General features: G+C 69.1%; 20 protein-coding genes and 1 pseudogene. 8 read left to right on the plus strand and 13 right to left on the minus strand.

Annotation, left to right across the window (positions count from 1 at the left end; translation table 11 throughout):
- Positions 1 to 68: 68 nt before the first annotated feature.
- Entirely contained in the window at positions 69 to 419 is a 351-nt protein-coding gene (locus AJAP_RS17785; protein WP_038523310.1) for a hypothetical protein, read from the plus strand.
- Here AJAP_RS17785 and AJAP_RS17790 read toward each other — a convergent pair.
- Positions 416 to 910, minus strand: coding sequence for a hypothetical protein (locus AJAP_RS17790; RefSeq protein WP_038513113.1), 495 nt, complete (start codon positions 908 to 910; stop codon positions 416 to 418). The genes AJAP_RS17785 and AJAP_RS17790 overlap by 4 nt on opposite strands.
- Positions 911 to 1,122: 212 nt before the next feature.
- On the opposite strand from AJAP_RS17790, the gene AJAP_RS17795 reads away from it, so the two are divergent.
- Positions 1,123 to 2,259: a serine hydrolase domain-containing protein gene (locus AJAP_RS17795; protein ID WP_038513115.1), complete on the plus strand. Its 1,137-nt coding sequence runs from the start codon at positions 1,123 to 1,125 to the stop codon at positions 2,257 to 2,259.
- A gap of 50 nt (positions 2,260 to 2,309) precedes the next feature.
- Here AJAP_RS17795 and AJAP_RS17800 read toward each other — a convergent pair whose 3' ends face one another.
- From AJAP_RS17800 to AJAP_RS17810, 3 genes are all read right to left on the minus strand, one after another.
- On the minus strand, positions 2,310 to 3,059 hold the full coding sequence (locus AJAP_RS17800; protein ID WP_038513117.1) for an isocitrate lyase/PEP mutase family protein: 750 nt from the start codon (positions 3,057 to 3,059) through the stop codon (positions 2,310 to 2,312).
- Positions 3,056 to 4,441 carry an MFS transporter gene (locus tag AJAP_RS17805; protein WP_038513119.1) on the minus strand — a complete coding sequence of 462 codons (1,386 nt, stop codon included), beginning with the start codon at positions 4,439 to 4,441 and terminating at the stop codon, positions 3,056 to 3,058. Before AJAP_RS17805 ends, AJAP_RS17800 begins: the two co-directional genes overlap by 4 nt.
- Positions 4,442 to 4,518: 77 nt before the next feature.
- The gene (locus AJAP_RS17810) at positions 4,519 to 5,538 is read right to left on the minus strand and encodes a sigma-70 family RNA polymerase sigma factor (RefSeq protein ID WP_038513120.1); all 1,020 of its coding nucleotides are present in this window, start codon (positions 5,536 to 5,538) and stop codon (positions 4,519 to 4,521) included.
- Positions 5,539 to 5,921: 383 nt separating this feature from the next.
- Here AJAP_RS17810 and fusA point away from each other — a divergent pair, with 383 nt between their 5' ends.
- Positions 5,922 to 7,961, plus strand: a complete 2,040-nt coding sequence (gene fusA, locus AJAP_RS17815) for an elongation factor G (protein WP_038513122.1) — start codon at positions 5,922 to 5,924, stop codon at positions 7,959 to 7,961.
- Between the two features lie 371 nt (positions 7,962 to 8,332).
- Here the strand turns inward: fusA and AJAP_RS17820 are convergent, their stop codons facing one another.
- The 6 genes and pseudogenes from AJAP_RS17820 to pdhA all read right to left on the minus strand — a co-directional run bounded on the left by AJAP_RS17820 (position 8,333) and on the right by pdhA (position 14,111).
- The gene (locus AJAP_RS17820; RefSeq protein ID WP_016334513.1) at positions 8,333 to 9,106 is read right to left on the minus strand and encodes a PE-PPE domain-containing protein; all 774 of its coding nucleotides are present in this window, start codon (positions 9,104 to 9,106) and stop codon (positions 8,333 to 8,335) included.
- Positions 9,107 to 9,184: 78 nt separating this feature from the next.
- Positions 9,185 to 9,460: pseudogene (locus tag AJAP_RS17825) on the minus strand (VOC family protein); the annotation flags it as partial.
- The gene (locus AJAP_RS17830) at positions 9,369 to 10,757 is read right to left on the minus strand and encodes an MFS transporter (protein WP_084098663.1); all 1,389 of its coding nucleotides are present in this window, start codon (positions 10,755 to 10,757) and stop codon (positions 9,369 to 9,371) included. The gene AJAP_RS17830 and the pseudogene AJAP_RS17825, both read right to left, overlap by 92 nt.
- Positions 10,758 to 10,838: 81 nt before the next feature.
- Entirely contained in the window at positions 10,839 to 12,032 is a 1,194-nt protein-coding gene (locus tag AJAP_RS17835; protein WP_038513126.1) for a dihydrolipoamide acetyltransferase family protein, read from the minus strand.
- Positions 12,025 to 13,023 (minus strand): alpha-ketoacid dehydrogenase subunit beta, encoded by a 999-nt coding sequence (locus AJAP_RS17840; RefSeq protein ID WP_038513128.1) that lies wholly within the window; start codon positions 13,021 to 13,023, stop codon positions 12,025 to 12,027. The genes AJAP_RS17835 and AJAP_RS17840 overlap by 8 nt, the downstream gene beginning before the upstream one ends.
- A complete protein-coding gene (gene pdhA, locus AJAP_RS17845; RefSeq protein WP_038513129.1) occupies positions 13,023 to 14,111 on the minus strand; it encodes a pyruvate dehydrogenase (acetyl-transferring) E1 component subunit alpha in 1,089 nt (362 codons plus the stop codon). Before pdhA ends, AJAP_RS17840 begins: the two co-directional genes overlap by 1 nt.
- A 135-nt stretch (positions 14,112 to 14,246) precedes the next feature.
- Between pdhA and AJAP_RS17850 the strand changes: the two genes are divergently transcribed.
- The gene (locus AJAP_RS17850) at positions 14,247 to 14,729 is read left to right on the plus strand and encodes an Lrp/AsnC family transcriptional regulator (protein ID WP_037340072.1); all 483 of its coding nucleotides are present in this window, start codon (positions 14,247 to 14,249) and stop codon (positions 14,727 to 14,729) included.
- A 174-nt stretch (positions 14,730 to 14,903) separates the two neighbouring features.
- Here the strand turns inward: AJAP_RS17850 and AJAP_RS17855 are convergent, their stop codons facing one another.
- Positions 14,904 to 15,365, minus strand: coding sequence for an Lrp/AsnC family transcriptional regulator (locus tag AJAP_RS17855; protein WP_038513131.1), 462 nt, complete (start codon positions 15,363 to 15,365; stop codon positions 14,904 to 14,906).
- A gap of 82 nt (positions 15,366 to 15,447) precedes the next feature.
- Between AJAP_RS17855 and AJAP_RS17860 the strand changes: the two genes are divergently transcribed.
- The 3 genes from AJAP_RS17860 (at position 15,448) to AJAP_RS17870 (ending at position 18,003) form a co-directional block, all read left to right on the plus strand.
- Entirely contained in the window at positions 15,448 to 16,059 is a 612-nt protein-coding gene (locus tag AJAP_RS17860; protein WP_038513133.1) for a LysE family translocator, read from the plus strand.
- A gap of 99 nt (positions 16,060 to 16,158) precedes the next feature.
- The gene (locus tag AJAP_RS17865; RefSeq protein WP_038513135.1) at positions 16,159 to 17,076 is read left to right on the plus strand and encodes a hypothetical protein; all 918 of its coding nucleotides are present in this window, start codon (positions 16,159 to 16,161) and stop codon (positions 17,074 to 17,076) included.
- A 465-nt stretch (positions 17,077 to 17,541) separates the two neighbouring features.
- Positions 17,542 to 18,003, plus strand: coding sequence for a hypothetical protein (locus tag AJAP_RS17870; RefSeq protein WP_037338385.1), 462 nt, complete (start codon positions 17,542 to 17,544; stop codon positions 18,001 to 18,003).
- On the opposite strand, the gene AJAP_RS17875 is transcribed toward AJAP_RS17870, so the two are convergent.
- A complete protein-coding gene (locus AJAP_RS17875) occupies positions 17,960 to 19,135 on the minus strand; it encodes an ROK family transcriptional regulator (protein WP_038513137.1) in 1,176 nt (391 codons plus the stop codon). The genes AJAP_RS17870 and AJAP_RS17875 overlap by 44 nt on opposite strands.
- Before the next feature lie 93 nt (positions 19,136 to 19,228).
- Between AJAP_RS17875 and xylA the strand changes: the two genes are divergently transcribed.
- Positions 19,229 to 20,398 (plus strand): xylose isomerase, encoded by a 1,170-nt coding sequence (gene xylA / locus AJAP_RS17880; protein WP_038513138.1) that lies wholly within the window; start codon positions 19,229 to 19,231, stop codon positions 20,396 to 20,398.
- Here xylA and AJAP_RS17885 read toward each other — a convergent pair.
- On the minus strand, positions 20,395 to 21,411 hold the full coding sequence (locus AJAP_RS17885; RefSeq protein ID WP_038513140.1) for an alpha/beta fold hydrolase: 1,017 nt from the start codon (positions 21,409 to 21,411) through the stop codon (positions 20,395 to 20,397). The genes xylA and AJAP_RS17885 overlap by 4 nt on opposite strands.
- Positions 21,412 to 21,417 lie beyond the last annotated feature (6 nt).

Here is a 21,417-nt window from a genome sequence, read left to right on the forward strand (position 1 = left end):
TCAGGATATCTGCTATACAGTTGCTATAACAACTACATCAGCTGGCTATGCAGGGGAAGGTGGTCATGATGGCGACGATCGACATCGCCGATGGCGGAGTGCGGGTGAGGTTCTCGTCCTGGGAGCGACTGGCCGTATGGCGTGACGAAGTGGTCGTGCCGTCGTCGGCGATCAAGGCCGTCGAGCTCGTCGAAGAGCCCGTGCGACGGACGCGCGGGGGACGGGCCGGGGTGCTGATCAGCGGAGTGCTGAAGGTGGGTTACTGGGGGCTGGGGACGGGGACGCGCCAGCTGGTGTCGGCTCGCCGGGGTGTGCCGGGGCTGCGGATCGAGATCGATCGCGCGGTCGCCGGGCTCCCCTTCGACGAGGTGCTCGTCAGCGCGCCGAACGCGGCGGATCTCGTCGGCGTGCTCGTCTAGAGGTAGTCGAAGAACCGGTCCCACCAGGAAGGTGGCCTATCCGGCGGATAAAGCGCGTCGAATCCGCTGATCCCGGTGTACTTGGTCCACAGCGGGTGTTCGGAGACGGGCAGGTAGCCGAGCGCTTCCAGCTCGTCTTCGACCTGTCTTCGCACCTGTGCCGGGAAGAACTCGCGTTCCTCGTCTTCGTCGTAGCTGCCCGGATTTCCCAGTGTCACCGCGACGAGACCGCCGAAGTTGCTGACTGTCACGGTCACCTGGTCCAGTGCGGCGGTCGCGTCCGCCGGGATCACGATCCGGCCGAGGTGGCTGGCGTCCTGGATATGGCGGTCGACTTCGCAGGAACAGTCGAACAGGCGCTCCAACCGTTCGGCCAGCCGCTCGAACCGGGCCCGTGCGGCCGGTCCGTCGAAGTCGTGCGGCACCTCCCAGTGGCCGGGTTCGTCCAGCTCTCGCAGTAGTGCCCAGGTCTGCTGTTCGTCGAGGGGCATCGTCGCCTCCCGGCCTCGGGTGGTCTAGTCCACTTACCGGACTGACCTTAGCCCAGCCACGTCCCGCGCGGACAATGGTGGGACGAATTCGGGTCGAAAATTTTCGTGGGGTAGCGCCAGCACCACCCCGGATTCGGGAGCCTGCACTGCTGATCTTCGCCTCCGCATCGGCCAATGTTGTCAGTGTCGATTTCGTCGGAGAGGGAGTGCGAATGACGGTACGCAAGGGTGTGGTGGTCCTGACGGTGGCGGGGCTGATGGGCACGGCGTGGACGACGGCGGCGGACGCGGCCCCGGCCAAGGGCGCGGAGCTGCGGAAGAGCCTCGACTCGTTGGTGCGTCAGGAGAAATTCCCCGCCGCGCTGGTCGCCGTGTCCGACGGCAGGCGGACGACGTCGCTGGTCGCGGGCTCGTCGCGGATCGACCGCCAGGTCCCGGTCCCGCGGGACGGCAGGGTGCGGGCGGGCAGCAACACCAAGACGTTCACGGCGGTCGCCGTCCTGCAACTGGTGGCCGAGGGCAAGGTCGAACTGGACGCGCCGATCGAGAAGTACCTGCCCGGCATCGTGCGCGGAGAGGGCATCGACGCCACCAAGATCACCATCCGGCACCTCCTGCAGCACACGAGCGGGCTGCCGAACTACACCGAGTACCTGGGACTTCAGGATTTCGAACAGGTGCAGCACCGGTATTTCCCCACCCACGAGCTGCTCGCCGCGGCACTGAGCCACCCGGCGAAGTTCGCGCCCGGCACCAAGTGGGAGTACAGCAACACCGGGTACCTGCTGGCGGGGATGGTGATCGAGAAGGTCACCGGACGCCCGCTCCACGAGCAGATCACCGAACGCGTGATCAAGAAGGCGGGTTTGAAGAACACCTACTGGCCGCAGGTCGGTGACCAGACCATCCAGGGACGGCACCCGCAGGGCTACGCCATCGGCAACGCCGCCACCGGCAAGGTGATCGACGCGACCGAACTGGATCCGTCCTGGGGCGGTGCCGCCGGTCAGCTGATCTCGACGCCCAGTGACCTCGGCGAATTCTTCCGCGTGCTGCTCGAAGGCAGGCTGCTGCCCGCCGCGCAGCTGGCCGAAATGCGGAAGACGGTCGACGCGCCCCTGTTCCCGGGGACGAAGTACGGGCTCGGCCTGATGAGCAACCCGCTCAGCTGCGGCGGCGTGTACTGGGGACACGGCGGGGACATCCACGGGTTCGAAACCCGCGGCGGCGCCACGGAAGACGGCCGCACCGTCGGGCTCGCGGTGACCGCGATGCCGGGGACCTTCGGCGACGGGGAGAAGGGCTCCAACGCCGTCATGGCCACTGTGGACACAGCGTTCTGCAAGTGACGACGCGAAAGCCACTTTCGCGAGGTTGCGAAAGTGGCTTTCGCAACGCCTCACCCCTCGAGATTCCCGATCGCGGTGCGGAATCCCTCCAGCGCCGCGCGATAGAAGCGCGGGCCGTACGACACCCGCGCCACACCGAGGTCGCGGAGTGCGGCCAGATCCAGTTCCTCGCCGACGTTCCCGTTCACCGGGCACGCTAGTTCGGTGACCAGCGCGGCGAGATCGTCCCGGCGTCGGACCCCGATCGGGTACACGCAGTCGGCACCGGCTTCCCGGTAGAGCCTGCCGCGCCGGACGGCCTCGGCGAGTCTGTCGGGCTCCGGAATCCCGCGGTCGCCCAGGAACGTGTCGACCCGTGCGTTGACGACGATCGGGACCCCGGCGCCGGTCGCGGCCGAACGGATCTCCGCGATCCGCTCGGCGTGCTCGTCCGCGTCGGCCAGTCCGCCCGACCGGTGATCGGTGTCCTCCAGATTGCAGCCGACGGCTCCCGTCTCCAGCAACCGTTCCACGAACTCCCGCGGCGCCAGGCCGTAACCGGCTTCCGCGTCCACGGTGACCGGGACCGTTACCACGCGGGCGATCCGCGCCGCCGCCGCGAACATCTCCTGCCACGGCGCGCCTTCGCCGTCGGGGTACCCGAGCATCGCCGAGACGGCGGCGCTCGCCGTGGCGACCGCGGGGAAACCCGCCTCCGCGACGATTTCGGCGCTCGCCGCGTCCCAGACGTTCGGCAGCACGAGCATTTCCCCGCCGTGGAGGCCTCGCAGTGTTTCGGCCTGCGTCTTCGGATCGGTCATCGGCTTCCTCCTCGATCGGTAGTGGACAGGGCGGCCGGCATGCGTAGCGCGACGAGCATGCCGACGAAGGCGAACGCGACGACAGCGGCCATCGCCGCCGTGAAGCCGCTGCCGAACTCCTCCGGGGACAGATGGCTTCCGGCGCCGGCGAAGACGGCGACCCCCACCGCCACCCCGAAGACCCCGCCGAAGATCCGCAGCGTCATGAACGCGCCGGACGCTTGGCCGATCTCGGCGGGCCGGACCGCCCCGACGGCCGAGCGCTGTGCGGCGGGCATGGCCGACGTGATCCCGGCGCCGCTGACGATCAGCCCCGGCAGCAGGACGGCGTAGCCCGCGCCGGGTTCGGCGACCAGCACGATCCAGCTCATGCCGATCGTCTGGAGCAGCAATCCGACGGCGACGAACATCCGCGCGCTGTACCTGTCCGCCAGCTTTCCGGCGACGGGCGCGCAGATCATCAGGGTCGCGGTCCACGGCATCATCCGCAATCCCGCCTCGAACGGCCCGAGACCTTGCGCGGTCTGGAAGTACTGGGGCAGGAAGAACAACGTGCCGTACAGCGAGGCGAAGACGCAGAAGTTCGCCGCGTTGGCCGTCGAGAAGGCCCGCAGCCTGAAGAACCGCATCGGCAGCATCGGCGTCTCGCTGCGTCGCTCCCACGACACGAAGGCGATCACCAGCGCGACGCCGAGGGCCAGCGAGCCCAGGACCTCGGCGCTGTCCCAGCCCGCGAGGTTTCCGCGGACGAGGCCCCACACGATGCCCAGCGATCCCAAGGACACCAGGACGACGCCGCCGTGGTCGAGCCGGTGACCATGGCCGGTGCTCTCGTCGACACGCCGGAGCGCCAGCAGGACCGCGGCCACGCCGACCGGCAGGTTGAGCCAGAAGATCCACTGCCACGCCAGCCCTTCGGCGATGACGCCGCCGATGAACGGGCCGCTGAACGTCGCCAGCCCGGTGAGCCCCAGGTAGAGCCCCATCGCCTTGCCCCGCCGCTCGGGCGGGAAGATCGCGCTGATCAGGGTGAGCGACAGCGGCAGCACCATCGCGGCGCCGGCGCCCTGCACCGCCCGCGCGACGATCAGCGTGCCGATGTCCCCGGACATCGCGCAGCCCACCGAAGCGAGCGTGAAGACGGTGAGACCGGTGACGAACATCCGGCGGCGGCCGAACCGGTCGCCGAGTGCCGCCCCGGTGAGCAGCAAGACGGCGAAGCTGAGGTTGTAGGCGTTGACGATCCATTCGAGCTGCTCGATCGACGCGGACAGATCCTCGCGGACCGTGCTCAGCGCCGTCGTCACCACCTGGCTGTCCAGCGCCATCATGAACGACGCCACTGAGGCGAGCGCCAGGACCCACGCCTGTTTCGGGGTCAAGATTTCTCCTTGGTGGAAGGGTTTCCGGGCATGACGAGGCACACGCCCCGCGGGGCGTGGTCAGGGAAGTGCGGGTGTCAGCCGCGCAGCGAGCGGGGCAGCCCGAAGGCCGCGAGCAGTGAGTTGTCGAGGAACCGGGTCACCGCGGTGACCCGATCGCCCGCGAGTTCCAGCACGAGCACGCCGTGCGCGTGGCCGATGGGCGTCCTCGGGTCGCGGAGGTAGCAACCGAAAGCGGGTTGACCGTTGGCGCGGGTCGGGATCAGCGAATACCGGCGGCCATCGCAGAGCGCCACGGTCGCCAGGAAGTGCCCGACAGCCTCCGGGCCCTGGTACTCCAGAGGAAGCGGGGGCATGGTCAGCCAGGCGTCGTCGGTCAGAAGCGCCACGATGGCCTCGACGTCGCCGTTCTCGAAGGCGCGGGTGAACTCGTCGACGATCCGGCGTTCCCGCGGGGAATCGGGCAGGGGAGCGGACTCCCGTTCACCCGGCGGCATCTCCTCGGCCAGCGCCGACCGCGCCCGGTTCAGCGCGCTGGTCACGGAGTTCTCGGTGGTGTCGAGGATCCCGGCCACTTCGGCCGCGCGGAACCCGAGGACGTCGCGCAGGACCAGCACGGCCCGCTGCCGGGGAGGAAGCCGCTGGAGCGCCGCCAGGAACGCGAGCGAGATCGACTCCCTGGCCTCGTAGCGCGCCTCCGGGCCGGGCACCCGGTCGGCGATCTCGGCGAGCAGCCGATCCGGGTACGGCTCCAGCCAGCTGGGTTCGGGGCGGCGGCGCGTCGGCTCGGGCAAGGGGACCTCCGGTCGGTAGGCCGCGTGGTCGTGCGGGCGGCGGGCGCCCGCCCGCAGCGCGTTGAGACAGCGGTTGGTCGCGATCCGGTACAGCCAGGTCCGGATGGACGCGCGTTCCTCGTACGCGTCGATCCCGCGCCACGCGGCCAGCAGCGTCTCCTGCAGCAGATCCTCGGCGTCCTGCACCGAGCCAAGGATGCGGTAGCAGTGCACCTGCAGTTCACGGCGGTACGGCGCCACGAGATCACGGAACGCCTCGCCGTCACCGGTTTTCGCCAGGGCCAGCAGTTCGTCCACCCGCATACCGGGTTCCCTCCTCTTGTGGTGTCTCTCGAAGGGATGGACACCGCCGTCGCCGGAAACTTGTCGGTCGCCGACCAGTTTCCCCCGAATTCGCGGAAAACCGGTTCGCGGTCCACAGCGGAGTGGCTACACTCGCCACGAAATCACCCCGGCGAGGAAGGACAGGACCGTGCGTCATCACCACGCCGTCGTCGTCCCCTCGGCTCGCTACGAGGTGATCCTGGTGTCTCCGCGCACCCGGTGCCAGCCGCGCGGCTAGCACCGGCCCGTCTCACGAACGCCTGACCTCTTCCCGTTGCCGTGCAACGGGGGTACCTGCCTGTCCGCGTTCGCCGAATCGCGCCGTCGGAGTTTCCACCAGTTCAGCTCGAAAGGCCTGCGCCATGCGCACCGTCCCGCTGTCCGCCGTCCGCAACCTGGGCATCCTCGCCCATGTCGACGCCGGCAAGACCACCCTCACCGAACGGATCCTGTACGTCACCGGCACCACCTACAAACGAGGTGAGGTCCACGACGGCACGACCGTCACCGACTTCGATTCCCAGGAGCGAGACCGTGGCATCACCATCTTCGCCGCCGCCGTCAGCTGTTCGTGGGACGGCCATCGCGTCAACCTGATCGACACCCCCGGCCACGTCGATTTCTCCGACGAGGTCGAGCGGTCGCTGCGGGTCCTCGACGGCGCGATCGCCGTGTTCGACGGCGTCGCCGGGGTCGAACCGCAGAGCGAATCGGTGTGGCGACAGGCCGATCGACACGGCGTGCCGCGGATCGCGTTCGTCAACAAACTCGACCGCGCGGGCGCCGACCTCGACGCGGCCGTGGCGTCCATCCGGGAACGGCTGCATCCGCGTCCGCTGGTGGTCCAGCTGCCGATCGGGGCGGAAGACGGCTTCGTCGGCATCGTCGACCTGTTGCGGATGCGGGCACTCGTCTGGGCCGACGGCGCCGAGGCCGCCGAGGAAGGACCGATTCCGGAGTCCCTTGTGGACGAAGCGAACCGGCGACGGCGCCTGCTCGACGAGGCCGTCGCGGAGGCCCATCCTGTGGCGCTGGAGGAGTTCTGCGCGTCGTCGGCGGTGTCGACGGACACGCTGGTCTCGGCGCTGCGTGAGCTCACCCGGACCGGTGACGGCGTCGTGGTCCTGTGCGGCTCGGCCTACCGCAACCGCGGGGTGGAGCCGTTGCTGGAAGCCGTGGTGGCGTACTTGCCCGCGCCGTCGGATGTTCCGCCGGTCCGAGGTGAGTACGAGGGCACGGGCCAGGAACGTCCCGCCGATCCGTCGGCACCGTTCGCGGCACTGGCGTTCAAGGTGACCTCGACCGCCACCGGGCGGTTGACGTTCCTGCGGGTGTATTCGGGCACGATCCGGACTTCGGAGGCGGTGATGGACGTGGGCAGCGGCCGTAGCGAGCGCGTCGGCCGCATCCTGCGGGTTCAGGCGGACCGGCACACCAGGGTCGACAGCGCCGTCGCGGGCGACATCGTCGCGGTGGTCGGGCTCAAGACGGTCCGTCCCGGCGCGACGCTGTGCACGCCATCGGCGCCGATCCTGCTCGAGCCGCCCGTCGTGGCCGATCCGGTCGTCTCGGTCGCCGTCGAACCGCGGAAGGGCACCGACACGGAACGCTTGATGTCGGCGTTGGCACGGCTGGTCGAGGAGGATCCCTCGCTGGTCGTCCGGACCGATCGTGAGACCGGTCAGACCCTGTTGTCGGGGATGGGCGAACTGCATCTGGAGGTGGCGGTGGAGAAGATCCGGCGCGACCACGGGCTGGACGTCGGCGTCGGACGGCCTCGGGTCGCCTATCGCGAGACGGTCGCGCGCGGCGTGTCCGGTTTCGTCCACCGGCATGTCAAACAGGACGGTGGCGCCGGGCAGTTCGCCCACGTCGTCATCGACACGGAACCACTGGAGGAAGGGGAGTTCGCGTTCGAGTCCACTGTGGTCGGTGGGCGGGTGCCGCGGGAATACGTCCGTGCCGTGGAAGCGGGTTGCCGTGACGCGCTGGCGGAAGGCCCGCTCGGCGGGCATCCGGTGACCGGTGTCCGGGTCACGCTGACGGACGGGGCGACCCACCCGAAGGACTCTTCGGAGCTGGCGTTCCGGGCGGCCGGACGGTTCGCGCTCCGGGCCGCATTGGCCGCCGGTGCGATGACGCTGCTGGAGCCGATCGCCGAAGTGACCGTCACGGTGCCCGAAAGCGCCGTCGGCGTGGTGCTCGGCGACCTCGCCGCCCGGCGTGGCCGGGTGCTGGGATCGGTGGTGCGCGCCGGAACGACCGTGGTCACCGCGACCGTGCCGCTGGCCGAGTTGTTCGGCTACGCGACACGGCTGCGGAGCCGGACCCAGGGCCGGGGCACGTTCACCGCCCGGCCGGTCGGCCATGCTCCGGCACCGGAGGGCCTGCCGGTCCGGTAGTTCGCACCATTCTGGTCTCGGGGTGAAGGGCGCTTTACCCGGATACGACGCGGGTAAAGCGTCCTTCGCCCGGTGAGATGAGGGATCGGCCGACGCTGTGTACAGGAATCACGAGTGGCGGTTCGGGTTAGCGCGGGGCTGATGCGCGAGGTGGCGGTATCGCGTGACTGGATGGCCGGCGCGTGTGATCAGACGGACGACACGCGTGTCCAGGCGGACGGCTCGGGGGCCGACCCCATCGCGAATCGGACATACATCCATCAAGCAGGCAGTAGCCCGACGATGGCCCGCCCACGACACTGTGGGCGGGCCAACGCCCGAATCGCTGTCACCCGGCTATCGGGCGCCGGGCGGCAGCCGTCTTCATCCGGTCACACCGAAGGCCACGGAGGACGGCAGTTCTGCCGCGGCAGCGCGTGCGATCCGTTGGTGTACACGCCGTCCGCGATCGTGTCCTCCATGATCGAACGGTGATCGGTGGGACGGGCCCACTGGTAGCAGAGGTGCTGGGCGAAATAGCCGCCAGGCGCCTCGATGGTGTCGAAGTGGCAGACACCGTCGGTTTCGATGCAGTAGCGGATGAACGGGATGCCGCCGAAGTCGGTGCGGCCGGGCCCGAACGACACGTAGCCGCCGAACGGCGACGGTGCCCCGGTTCCCGCCGGGAGCACCGCGCTGATCCCGCGTCCCGGAGGACCGACGGGCTGCATCGGGTCGGCGAAGATCTTCGCCCGGAACCGCGACTTGTCCACGGCCAGTTTCCCGTCGGCGATGTCGTTCAGCACCAGGTTCGCGACGAGGGCGCCCTGCGAGTAGCCGACGACGGTGAATTCCGCCCCGGGGTTCTCGTCGAAGGAGCTCTGGACGACACGGCGGGCCTCTTCGTGCCCGCGGGCGACGCTCTGGTCCATGGGCGTCTGGTCGCAGTTGGGTGCTCCGGCGGCCCCTGCCGGGTAGTGGACCACCTTCTTGATCCCGCCCCGCAACCAGGCGTCGTTGTACACGGTCGCGGCCCCGTCGCAAGTGCCGCCGACGAGGATGTAGTAGCGCGCCTGGTCGGCCTGGGCCGACGGCGCCATGACGCTGATCAAGCCGGTGGCCAGTGCGGCCGCCGCCAGGACCCCCCTGAGTTTCTTCACATTCATCGTCCTTTCGTTCGACTACGGTGCGTGGTCGAACGCTAGGGACGAGTCATGAAATTTTGATGAAACCCCCTTCGGACGTCAGCGATGGGACAGGACGTTGACCACGTACCCGCTCGGATCCCGGACGAAGAACCGCCGGACACCCCACGGTTCGTCGGTCAGTTCGTGCACGATCTCCGCGCCGGAGGCCTTAGCCGCGGCGTAGCGCGCGTCGACGTCGTCGACCTCGATCGAGGCGATCGGCACGACGGGCGCCGTCTCGTCATGGGTCATGAGGCTCAGCTGGACCTCCGGCCGCTCCGGGTCGGCCAGGGTCACGATCCAGCCGTGATCCATCACCACCTCGAAGCCGAGAACCTGTACGTAGAAGGCCTTCGCTTCCGCCAGCGTCTTGGTCTCGAGGTCGGTGACCACTCTCTTGATCGACATGCCCGGATACTGGCACAGGGGTCCGACGGTTTCGGGGGAGCAGGAGCGGCGTCGCCAGCATGAGCGCACCCGCGATGCCGACCGCGGCGCGCGGGCCGGTGAATACCGCGAGCAGGCCCCACAGCGCGGTCAGGCCGGCGGTGGTGAGCTTCCCGGCGATCGACCAGGCCGACAGCGTGCGGGCCGCGCGGTCGAGGGGCACCTGTTCGAGCCTGCTGGTGGCGAGTACCGGGTTGAACACACCGATACAGGTGATCAGGCACAGTTCGACGACGATGACCAGGATCAGGCCGGGAACACCGGGCTGGATGAAGACCAGCCCAACGGGCCAGCAGACCCGCAGCCACCCGAAGACGAAGAGGACCTTGTCCCGGCCGTACCGGGCGACCAACGGCCGGGAGAGCCGCGCCCCGACCAACCCGCCGAGACAGGGCACCGCGAAGGCGACCGCGTACTCCCAGGGCGCGAAGCCGAGTTGCCCGAGCATCAGCACGGCGAACAGCGGCGCGGTCGCCATGATCAGGCCGTTGACCACGATCGTGTTGACGAACAGGGGCCGCAACAACGGATGGGCGAGGATGAATCGCCAGCCTTCCCGCAGGTCGCGGCCGGTCAACCGGGCGCCTTCCGGTTTCGCGGGCGGCGGCTCCGAACCACCGACGGCACGGATCCCGAGCGCCGAAAGCAGATAGCTGACCGCGTCGGCGGCGATCGTGATCACCGGCCCGAACAGGCCGACGGCGAAACCCCCGAGCGGCGGCCCGAGCACGGTCGCCGTCCAGGTGGTCGACTCGAACCGGGCGTTCGCGACCAGCAAATCTTCCCGGGGCAGCAGGGTTTTGAGGAAAGCCCCACTGGCGGCCAGGAACGTGATGTCGGCCGCCGCGACGACGACGGACACCGCGAGAAGCTGGCCGAAGCCCAGCAACCCGAACGCGTACGCCACCGGGACGGTCAGCAAAGCCACGCACCGGACGAGGTCCATCGCGATCATCACCGGTCGTTTGCGGCGGAACTCGACCCACGGGCCAAGCGGCAGCGCGACCACGGCGCCGACGACGAGACCGGCGGCCGCCAGCAACGAGACCTCCGCGGTGCCCGCGCCGAGTACCACGATCGCGATCAGGCTGAACGCGTCGAACGCGAACCTCGTCCCGAACGCGCTCGCCGCGTATGCCGCCCACAGCCAGCCGAACCGTCGCCCCAGCGATCTCCCAGTCACGCGCGAGATCAAAGCAAGGCGGAGCCCCGAAGTCGAACAACGGGTCGTTGGCGGGTCACAACCGTCGGTTGTGCGACCCGCTCAGAGGTCCCCGAGCGCGGTGATCGGCGACTCGACACAGTCCGCGACGAACCGCAGGAACCCGCCCGCGGTCCCGCCGTCGCACACCCGATGGTCGAACGCCAGGGTCAGCTCGCAGATCTTCCTCGCCACCAGCTCGCCATCGACCACCCAAGGGCGGTCGATGATCCGGCCGATGCCGAGGATCGCCGCCTCCGGGTGATTGATGATCGCGGCGGAGCCGTCTACCCCGAACACCCCGTAGTTGTTGACCGTGAAGGTTCCGCCGGTGAGGCCTGCCGGGCCGAGCTTCCCTTCCCTGGCTTGCGTCGTCCGGTCGCCGATCGCCGCCGAAAGCTCCCTTGTGGACAGTGAGCCCGCGTCGCGGACCACCGGCACGACGAGACCTCGGTCGGTCTGCGCGGCGAAACCGAGGTTGATGTCCCGCAGCTGGACGATCTCGTCGCCCTCGACGCGAGAGTTCAGCTCGGGGAACTTGCGAAGACCCGCGACGGCGAACCGGGCGACGAGACCGAGCAGGCTGACCGGACGATGCGGCGCCGAGGCGTTGAGCGACTTCCGCGCGGCGACGAGCCCGGTCGCGTCGACGTCGACCCAGACCGTCGCCTCGGGGATCTGACGCCGCGAGGTCGTCAGCTTGTCCGCGACCGCCTTGCGGACGCCGGTCAGCGGGATCCGTGTCTCGCCGTCTCGCTGCTCCGGGACGGCGAGGGCCGCTTCGACGTCGGCGCGCCGGATGATGCCACCCGGACCGGTGCCGGTCAGCTTCGTCAGGTCGATCTTGTTGTCCACGGCCATTTTTCGGACGAACGGCGAGATCACGCCCGGCGCTTTCGACGGCTTCTCCGGGGTGGCGACGACGGTGCGCGTCCGGCGGCGCCTGGTCGTGGTGGTCGTGCCGTAGCCGATGAGGACGTTGCCGCTGCCCTCGCTCGCGGTCGTCACGCCGGGTTCGCTGAACCCGGGTCCGATGGTGAGCAGGGGAGCGCCGACGGGCAGCGACTGGCCGGGTTCACCGTGGAGGCGGGTGACGACGCCGGCGAACGGCACCGGCACCTCGACGGCGGCCTTCGCGGTCTCGACCTCGACGACGGGCTGGTCGACGCCGACGGTGTCGCCCTCCGCGACGAGCCAGGTGACGATGGTGCCCTCGGTCAGGCCCTCTCCGAGGTCGGGGAGCAGGAAATCAGGCACCGGCCACCACCGGTTCGTCGTTCCACTGCAGCCGGGCGACGGTGTCGAGGATCCGGTCGACGTCCGGAAGCTGATGGCGCTCCAGTTTCGGCGGCGGGTAAGGGATGTCGAGCCCGGTCACGCGCAGGACGGGCGCGTGCAGCTGATGGAAGCACTGCTCGGTGATCCGGGCGACCACCTCGGCGCCGTAGCCGCCGAACCCGGCCGCCTCGTGGACGACGACCGCACGGCCGGTGCGGCGCACCGAGGCGGCGACGGTCTCGTCGTCGAACGGGCTCAGCGACCGGAGGTCGACCACCTCGACGTCCCAGCCTTCGGCGGTCGCGGCCTCCGCGGTCTCCAACGCGGTGGCGACCATCGGGCCGTAGGCGATGAGCGTGACGTCCTTGCCCTCGCGGCGCACGATCGCGCGGTCCATGGCCGCGCCTTCCCGGGTGAAGGACACGGGTTCCTTCGACCAGTAGCGGCATTTCGGTTCGAGGAAGATCACCGGATCCGGCGAGTCGATCGCGTCGCGCAGGAGGTCGTAGGCGTCCTGAGGCGTGCCGGGTGTGACGACGCGCAGGCCGGGCGTGTGGGTGTAGTAGGCCTCGCTCGAATCGCAGTGGTGCTCGACGCCGCCGATGCCGCCCGCGTAGGGGATCCGGATGACCATCGGCAGCGACAAGGCGCCGCGGGTGCGGTTCCGCAGCTTCGCGACGTGCGAGGTGATCTGCTCGAACGCGGGGTAGGCGAAAGCGTCGAACTGCATTTCGACCACCGGACGGAACCCGCCCATCGCCATCCCGACCGCGAAACCGACGATGCCGGACTCGGCCAAGGGCGTGTCGAAACAGCGTTCCTCGCCGAAATCGGCGGTGATGCCGTCGGTCACCCGGAACACGCCGCCGAGCGGGCCGACGTCCTCGCCGAAGATCAGCACGCGGTCGTCGTCCTTGACCGCGTCACGCAGGGCGGCGTTGAGCGCTTGTGCCATCGAGAGCTCGGACATCAGGCCTCCAGTTCGGCCGCGACCAGCGCCCGCTGGGCGGCCAGCTGACGGGTCGGGACGGCGTACACGTGCTCGAACAGCGACAACGGATCCGGCTCGACGTCGGCGTTGAGGGTGTCGCGCACTCCGGCGGCGAACGTCTCGGCCTCGGCCCGGAATCGCTCGATGTCGTTGTCGGACAACAGGTTCTCAGCGGTCAGATAGGTCTCCAGTCGGCGAACCGGGTCGGCCGCGCGCCACTTCTCGACCTCGGCCTGGTCGCGGTAACGGGTGGCGTCGTCGGCGTTGGTGTGCGCGTCGATCCGGTAGGTGTGCGCCTCCACCAGGACCGGCCCGCGACCGGAACGCGCGTGCGCGACGGCGTCGTCCAGCACGGAAAGGACGGCGAGCGCGTCGTTGCCGTCGACCTGCTCGGAGCGGACGCCGTAGCCGACACCCTTGTACGCCAGGGCGGGCGCGGCGCTCTGCTTCTCGAACGGGACGGAGATCGCGAACCCGTTGTTCTGCACGAAGAACACCACCGGAGCCTTGAACACGGCGGCGAAGTTGAGCGCCTCGTGGAAGTCGCCCTCACTGGTGGCGCCGTCGCCGATGAGCGCGAACGCGACGGCGTCCTCGCCCCGGCGTTGCATCGCGTGGGCGAGCCCGGCGGCGTGGAGGGTCTGCGTCGCCAGCGGCGTGCACTGGGGAGCGACACGGGTCTTGGCGGGGTCGTAACCGCAGTGCGCGTCGCCGCGGAGCAGCGTCAGGATCTCGCCCGGTTCGAGGCCGCGGGCGACCAGCGCGACCGAGTCGCGGTAGGTGGGGAAGAGCCAGTCGGCGTCGGTGAGGGCGAGCGCGCTCGCGACCTGGCAGGCCTCCTGCCCGGCGCTGGACGGGTACACGGCGAGGCGGCCCTGCTTGGTCAGCGCGGTCGCCTGCGCGTCGAACCGGCGGCCGAGCACCATCAGCCGGTAGGCCTCGACGAGCCGTTCGGCCGGCGGCACGGTGTAGTCACCGTGCTCGTCGACGCGCGTGCCGTCCTCGGCGAGGAACCGCACCGGGATCCCGGACGGCAGCAACGCGGCGGCAGGGGTCTCCCGCGACATGGCGCAGCACCACCTTTCACAGACATATGATGCTGAGATCGTGGTTTCCGGAGTCCCAGTGTTCAAGAGGTGCGCGAAATGAGCGACAAACTGTCGGCAGAATCGGTTCAGCCGGGCCGACCGTCCGGTAGTGGCGTGGCTCACGGGCCGGATCCGGGACGAACGGTCCTTGCCCTGGACGACATCGATCGCGCCATCCTCGCCGAGCTGACCGCGGACGGCAGGCTCGCCGTCCGGGCGCTGGCGGAACGGCTGCACATCTCGCGCACCAACGCCTACGCGAGGCTGGACAGGCTGATGTCCGAAGGCGTCATCACCGGCTTCGGCGCCCGGATCGACCCTCGGCGGGCCGGGCTCGGAACGAGCGCGTACATCCTGATCACCGTCGAGCAGACGTCGTGGCGCACGATGTCCGCCGAGCTGCGGCAAATCCCGTTCGTCGAGCACGTCTCGCTCGTCGGTGGCGACTTCGACATCCTGCTGCTGGTGCGGACACCGGACAACGCTTCGCTGCGGGATGTCGTCCTGGAACGCTTGCAGGCGCTGGACGGCGTGCGCTCGACGCGGACCTGGCTGATCTTCGAGGAGCAGCCAGGCGTCGCCCCTCGTGAGTGGTGAGGACGTGGCGCCGCACTCACGTGATCGAAGGCGGAACTCGCGTGATCAGCGGCGGAACACCCGAGTGCGGCCTCCAGTCACGCGAGTCACGTCCCTGATCACGCGAGTCACGCCTTCGATCACGCCACGGACTTCGGACTGGTAGGTACATAGGGGGACGGTTCACCTCACCGCTTACGAGGCGGTGGTGGGCAGCGGCCGGTCGTTGACCACCTGCTTCATCACGAGCGTCGAGTTCAGCCGCTGCACCCCCGGCAGCGCGGACAGCACGTCGTCCTCGAGCCGCTGATATGCGGCGAGGTCGGCGGTGACGATGCGTAGCAGGTAGTCGGGGTCGCCGAAAAGACGCTGCGCGAGCAGGACGTTCGGGATCCGCGTGACGGCGTCTTCGAAGCTCAGCAACGTCTCGCGGTCCTCTTGCCGCATGGTGACGAACACGAGCGCCTCGAAGTTCAGTCCCAGCGCGGCGGGATCGACCACCGCCCGGTACGCGCTGATCGTGCCGTCCCGTTCGAGCGCGCGCAGCCGGCGGTGACACGGCGACGCGCTCAGCTGGACCCGCTCGGCCAGTTCCGTGAGCGTTAGACGCCCCTCCTCCTGGAGGATGGCAAGAATCTTCCGATCGACAGCGTCCATGGGGAAGATTCTTCCACGCTCAGCGCACTAGGGAGCAGAAGTTGGAAGCACCTTTGGCCTGATCGCGAATAGCTTTTCGAGCATGCCTCTCGGATCCGTTCTCGCCTTCTGGGGCGTCGCGGCCCTGCTCATCGCGGTGCCCGGCGCCGACTGGGCTTTCGCGATCAGCGCCGGGCTTCGTCGCCAGGTCCTGCCGGCCGCCGGCGGCATCGTGCTCGGCTACTTGGCCATGACGCTGGTGGTCGCCGCGGGACTGGGCGTCCTCGTCGCGTCGACGCCGATCGCCTTGCTCGCGCTCACCGTCGCCGGCGGGCTCTACCTGATCTGGCTCGGATTCAAGACGGTGCGCCATCCGTCGACGCCGGGTAGCGCTCGTGGGGAAGTCGGGAGCCGGGGTGGAACGCTGCTGGAAGGGATGGCGGTCAGCGGACTGAATCCCAAGGGACTGCTGGTCTTCGTTGCGATGTTGCCGCAGTTCACCGACCCGGCCGCGCGCTGGCCGATCCCGGTCCAGCTGGCCGTACTCGGGCTGACCTTCGTCGGCACCTGCGCGATGGTCTACCCCTGCGTCGGCGTGGGAGCACAAGCCCTGCTGCGCGCCCGCCCCGCCGTTTCCCTTGTCGTTTCCCGGGTTTCCGGAGTCTCGATGATCCTGGTGGGAGCACTCCTGGTCGTCGAGCGACTGGTGGCGTGAGCCGAATGGTCCATTCCACCGGACAGGTCGCCGAACAAACCTGGCCGCACCGTTGGAAAATCTCATACCCTCCGAAGCAGGCCGAAGGGAGCTGACCTGATGCGGTGGACCTGGGTGCGAACAGCGGTGGCCTTGGTGGTCGCCGCGTCGATCGTCCAAACGAGTCAACCGGATACGGCCGAAGCGCAGGTGAATCCCGCCGCGGCCGGCCGGTCCGCGATCTACGGCGGGGGACCGTTCTATCAGGACGGACAGGGTGTCATGGACGTCCTGCGGTCGTCGGGTTTCACCACGGTCATCCTGTGGAGCATCCACGTCCACGACAACGGGGATCTGTACTACAACGACCACCTCGTGGTAAAAGACGGCCAATATGTCGGCGACGCGGGGTGGCTGGCGCGGCTGCGGACGCTGAAGCAGGCGCCAACGTCGGTCGATCGCATCGAGGTCTCCGTCGGTGCCTGGGGCACCCCGGACTGGGAAGCCATCGACAACCTGATCACGCGCGACGGCACCGGCAGCGGGACCGTGCTGTACCGCAACTTCCTGGCGCTGAAGAACGCCACCGGCGCGGACGCGATCAACAACGACGACGAGGCGCATTACGACGTCGACTCCACCGTCACGTTTGCGCGGATGGCGAACGCGATGGGCTACCGGAGCTTCACGCTCGCTCCGTACACCGCGGTGTCGTACTGGCAAGGCGTGAAGAACGGGCTCGGCGGCTTGGTCGATCGCGTGTACCTGCAGGCTTACGCGGGTGGCAGCGGCAACGACCCGGCGACCTGGACGCGGTCGCTCGGCATGCCGGTGGATCCGGGACTTTGGAGCAAGAACGGCTCCGGCTGCACAGCGGGGGATTCGCCCGCTCAGGTGGAGAGCAAGATGCGGGCCTGGAAGTCGTCCGCAGGGATTCCGGGTGGCTTCATGTGGCTGTACGACGACATCAAGAAGTGTTCGGCGCAAGGCACGGCCGCCGACTACGCGCGGGCGATCAACACCGCCACAATGAGCTGACGCTGTAACGCTCTCCGCGCCTACGCCGAATACAGGCGGGTTCGATGGCGGAGGCGGAGGAATCGTGGCGCGTGTGCTGGTCCTGTTCGCGGTCGCCACGAGCGTCGAACCGGTCTTGACGGCCCTGCCGAGCACTGACGTGACCACGACGGTCGAAGGCGGACCAACGGAGAGCGGCCTGCCGCAAGGACGAGAAGCAGTGCTACGAGCCAGGGACGAACACCAAATGCCAGACCGGCGGCTGCGTCGATGCCGGACGCGGGATGACGCAGCGCGACGTCGAGAAACAGTGCGACAAGTGGCTCCGCGAGCATCCGGGTTGGTGCCCCGCGGGCGAGACCGGAGCGGTGGCACCCTGTTGACCGACACACGCCATTCGGGTGATAACGGTTCGGCATTCGATGTATCTGCCGTACACCCCATTGACACCTTCCTGCGATCACGGCGACTGGGTGGAGGAATGCGGTGACGGTGGAGGATGCGGGTCAGGACTACCTGACGCGGCAGATCGGGGCGCTGCTCGAAGCGATTCGCGAGGAGGGGCCGGTCGGTGAGGGCAGACGCAGTTTCCGGATCGCCGGGCATCTCGCCGCGGAGGGCGGGTTCCACCTCGGCGACATCCTCGCCGCGACCGCGCAACTGCTGGCGGTCCACGCTTGGAACAACGGCTACCTCGCCGCGGCGGAGCTGCTGACGCGCCGCATGCGAGAGTTCGGCGCCGAGTCGGCGGAGCTGGTGCGCTACCTCGTGCGGCTGGAGACCGGCTGCGAGCAGGGCTGGCTCCCGCACGCGGATCGCGACGAACTCATCGCCTACGCCCGACGCGTCCAACGCGCGGACATCGAGGAGCGCGCGCAGGCCATCGAAGCGTCGTTGCCCGGGGTCACCGATCCCGAGCGTCCTGATCGGATGGCGAGTGAGTCGTGAGATGGTGCTCGGGGTCCGCGAGGATGCCGCGGATCACGGAGCCGGCGGCGCCGCGGACGGCCGCGCCCGTGCCCAGCGCCGAGCGGACGACGCGCACCGGCGACCACGCCGTGCTGGGCACGCGGCGTTCCAGTTCGGCGAGGAGTGGCTCACGCAGCCACGGCTCCAGCCGCGCGTAGGTTCCGCCTAGCACCACCGCCGGGACGTCCATCAGATTGACCACAGTGGACAGTCCGACGCCGAGATGTCCTGCGGCACTGGTCACCGCGGAGAGCGCGGCGGCGTCGCCGGATTCCAGTGAGGAAACCAGTTCGTCCACCGTTTCCGCGCCCGCGAGCCGCAGGATCTCTTCCTGGCCTGCCATGCGTTCCAGGCAGCCGTTCGCGCCGCAGGAACACGGCGGGCCGTCGGGTGCCACGGGCAGGTGGCCGATCTCGCCGCCCGCGCCGCGGACGCCTTCGAACAGGGCGCGGTCCAGCACGATGCCCGCCCCGATCCCGATCTCACCCGACACGTGGACGAAATCCGGCAACGCCGAGCCGTGCCAGAGTTCGGCGAGCGCCGCGAAGTTCGCTTCGTTGGCGACGGTGAACGTCCCGCCGAGCCGGTCGGCGAGGTCGACGTCGCGCCAGCCCAGGTTGGGGGCGAGCCGCACGAGGCCGGATTCGACCAGGCCCGGCACCGCGATACCGACGCCGCCGACCGGGACGCCCATCGCGTCCGCCTGCTTCCGGGCTGTACGCAGGAACGCCGACACGCGCTGGAAAACCCGCGGGGTCCGGTTGTCCGCGTATCGGACCTCCTGAGCCCGGACGGCGCCGGTCAGATCGACGAGACAGGACGCCAGGTAGTCGACGCCGATCTCGATGCCGAGTCCGTGCGGGCCGGTGGGGGAGAGCGAAACGACGGTACCGCGCCGCCCGGGGCCGACGCGTTGTTCCGGCTCGCCTTCGGCCACCAGATCCGCGGCGATCAACCGGTCGACCACGCTCGACACGGTCGCCTTCGTGAGTCCCGTGGCGGCGGCCAGGCCTGCCCGCGACGTGCCGGGACCGTCCGCGATCGCCCTGAGGACGAGCGCGGCGTTGTGCTGCCGCACGGTGTGCTGTCCCGCCGGGCGCGTGCCGATCATCGCGCGATTGTATTCGTTCGATGCCTGAACGAAAGCCTTGACCCGCCGGGTCGGGCGTCGATAAGTTCAGGCATCAAACTAATAGGAGGCGAGATGGCTCAGGCACCGACGCGTGAGGACAAGTTCAGCTTCGGGCTGTGGACCGTGGGCTGGCAGGCGAACGACATGTTCGGTCCGGCGAGCCGTCCTCCGCTCGACCCGGTCGAAGCCGTGCACCGCCTCTCGGACCTCGGCGCCTGGGGGATCACCTTCCACGACGACGACCTCGTTCCATTCGGTTCGGCCGACGACGACCGCGCGCGGCAGTTGAAGCGCTTCCAGGGCGCGCTCGCCGAGACCGGTCTCGTGGTCCCGATGGTGACCACGAACCTGTTCAGCCACCCCGTCTTCAAGGACGGCGGCCTGACCAGCAACGATCGTGACGTCCGCCGCTACGCGCTGCGGAAGGTGCTGCGGAACCTCGACCTCGCCGCCGAACTCGGCGCGTCGACGTTCGTGCTGTGGGGCGGTCGCGAAGGCAGCGAGACGGACGCCGCGAAGGACGTCCGCGCGGCGATGGACCGCTACCGCGAGGGCATCGACTTCCTCGCCCAGTACGTCATCGACCAGGGCTACGGCCTCCGGCTCGCGCTCGAACCGAAGCCGAACGAACCTCGCGGCGACATCCTGTTGCCGACCATCGGCCACGCGCTCGCGTTCATCTCCACCCTCGACAACCACGAGATCGTCGGCGTGAACCCCGAGGTCGGGCACGAGCAGATGGCCGGGCTCAACATCGTCCACGGCATCGGGCAGGCCCTGTGGCAGGGCAAGCTGTTCCACATCGACCTCAACGGCCAGCGTGGCCCGCGGTTCGACCAGGACCTCGTGTTCGGTCACGGCGACGTGCTGTCGTCGTTCTTCCTGGTCGATCTGCTGGAGCACGGTGGCTACGACGGGCCGCGCCACTTCGACTACAAGCCGCTGCGCACGGAGAACATGGACGGCGTGTGGGCCAGCGCCGAGGCCAATATGGCCAGCTATCTCCTGTTCGCCGAACGTGCCCGCGCCTTCCGTGCCGATCCCGAGGTGCGGGCCGCGCTGGACGCCGCCCTCGTTCCCGAGTTGGCGACGCCGACGCTGAACGAGGGCGAGACGGCGGCGGATCTCCTGGCGGACCGGTCGGCGTTCGAGGACTTCGACCCGGACAAGGCGGCGGAACGCGGTTACGGCTTCATCCGCCTGTCCCAGCTGGCCCTCGAACACCTCACCGGGGCCCGCTAGAACCGGTCGACGTCGATGACGGCCTTGGCGAACTCCTCCGGCGCCTCTTGCGGCACGTTGTGGCCGATGCCGTTCAGGACGCGGTGCTCGTACTTGCCGGAGAACTTCGACCGGTACGCCTTGCCGTCGGTGTTCGGGCCGTCGAAGTCGCTGCCGATCGTGATGGTGGGCACCGAAACCGCCGGCCCTTGCGCGAGCTTTTGTTCGAGCGCGTCGAGTTTCGGGTCGCCCTCGGCGAGACTCAGCCGCCACCGGTAGTTGTGGATCACGATGGCCACGTGGTCCGGGTTGTCGAAACAGGCCGCCGAACGGTCGTAGGTCGCGTCGTCGAAGGTCCACTTCGGCGACGCGATCTTCCAGATCAGCTTGTTGAAGTCGTGCCGGTTCTTCGTGTAGCCGAGGATGCCGCGCTCGGTGGCGAAGTAGTACTGGTACCACCAGCCGAGCTCGGCGGTGGGCGAGAGCGGCTGCTTGTTCGTCTCCCGGTTGGTCACCAGGTAGCCGCTCACCGACACGAGCGCCTTGCATCGCTCGGGCCACAGCGCGGCGATGATCACGGCCGTGCGGGCGCCCCAGTCGAAGCCGCCGAAGACGGCCTTCTCGATCTTGAGCGCGTCCAGCAGCGCGACGATGTCGGCGGCGATCGCGGACTGCTGGCCGTTGCGGAACGTGTCCTTCGACAGGAACCGCGTCGGCCCGTAGCCACGCAGGAACGGCACGATCACCCGGTACCCGGCCGCGGCCAGGCGCGGGGCGACATCGACGTAGCTGTGGATGTCGTAGGGCCAGCCGTGCAGGAGGACCACCACCGGGCCGTCGGCGGGGCCGGCTTCGGCATAACCGATGCTCAGTTCTCCGGCGTCGATCTGCTTGAGCGGGGCGAACGAGGTGTTTCCGCCGGTCGTGGCCGGCGCGGCCATCGGTGCCGCCGCGGGCTGGGCCGAGCAGCCCGCCACGGTGGCACCCGCTGTCGCGGCGACGACGGCCTGCGCGAACCTTCTCCTGCTGAGCATCCTGAT

Source organism: Amycolatopsis japonica, assembly GCF_000732925.1.
Classification (GTDB): domain Bacteria; phylum Actinomycetota; class Actinomycetes; order Mycobacteriales; family Pseudonocardiaceae; genus Amycolatopsis; species Amycolatopsis japonica.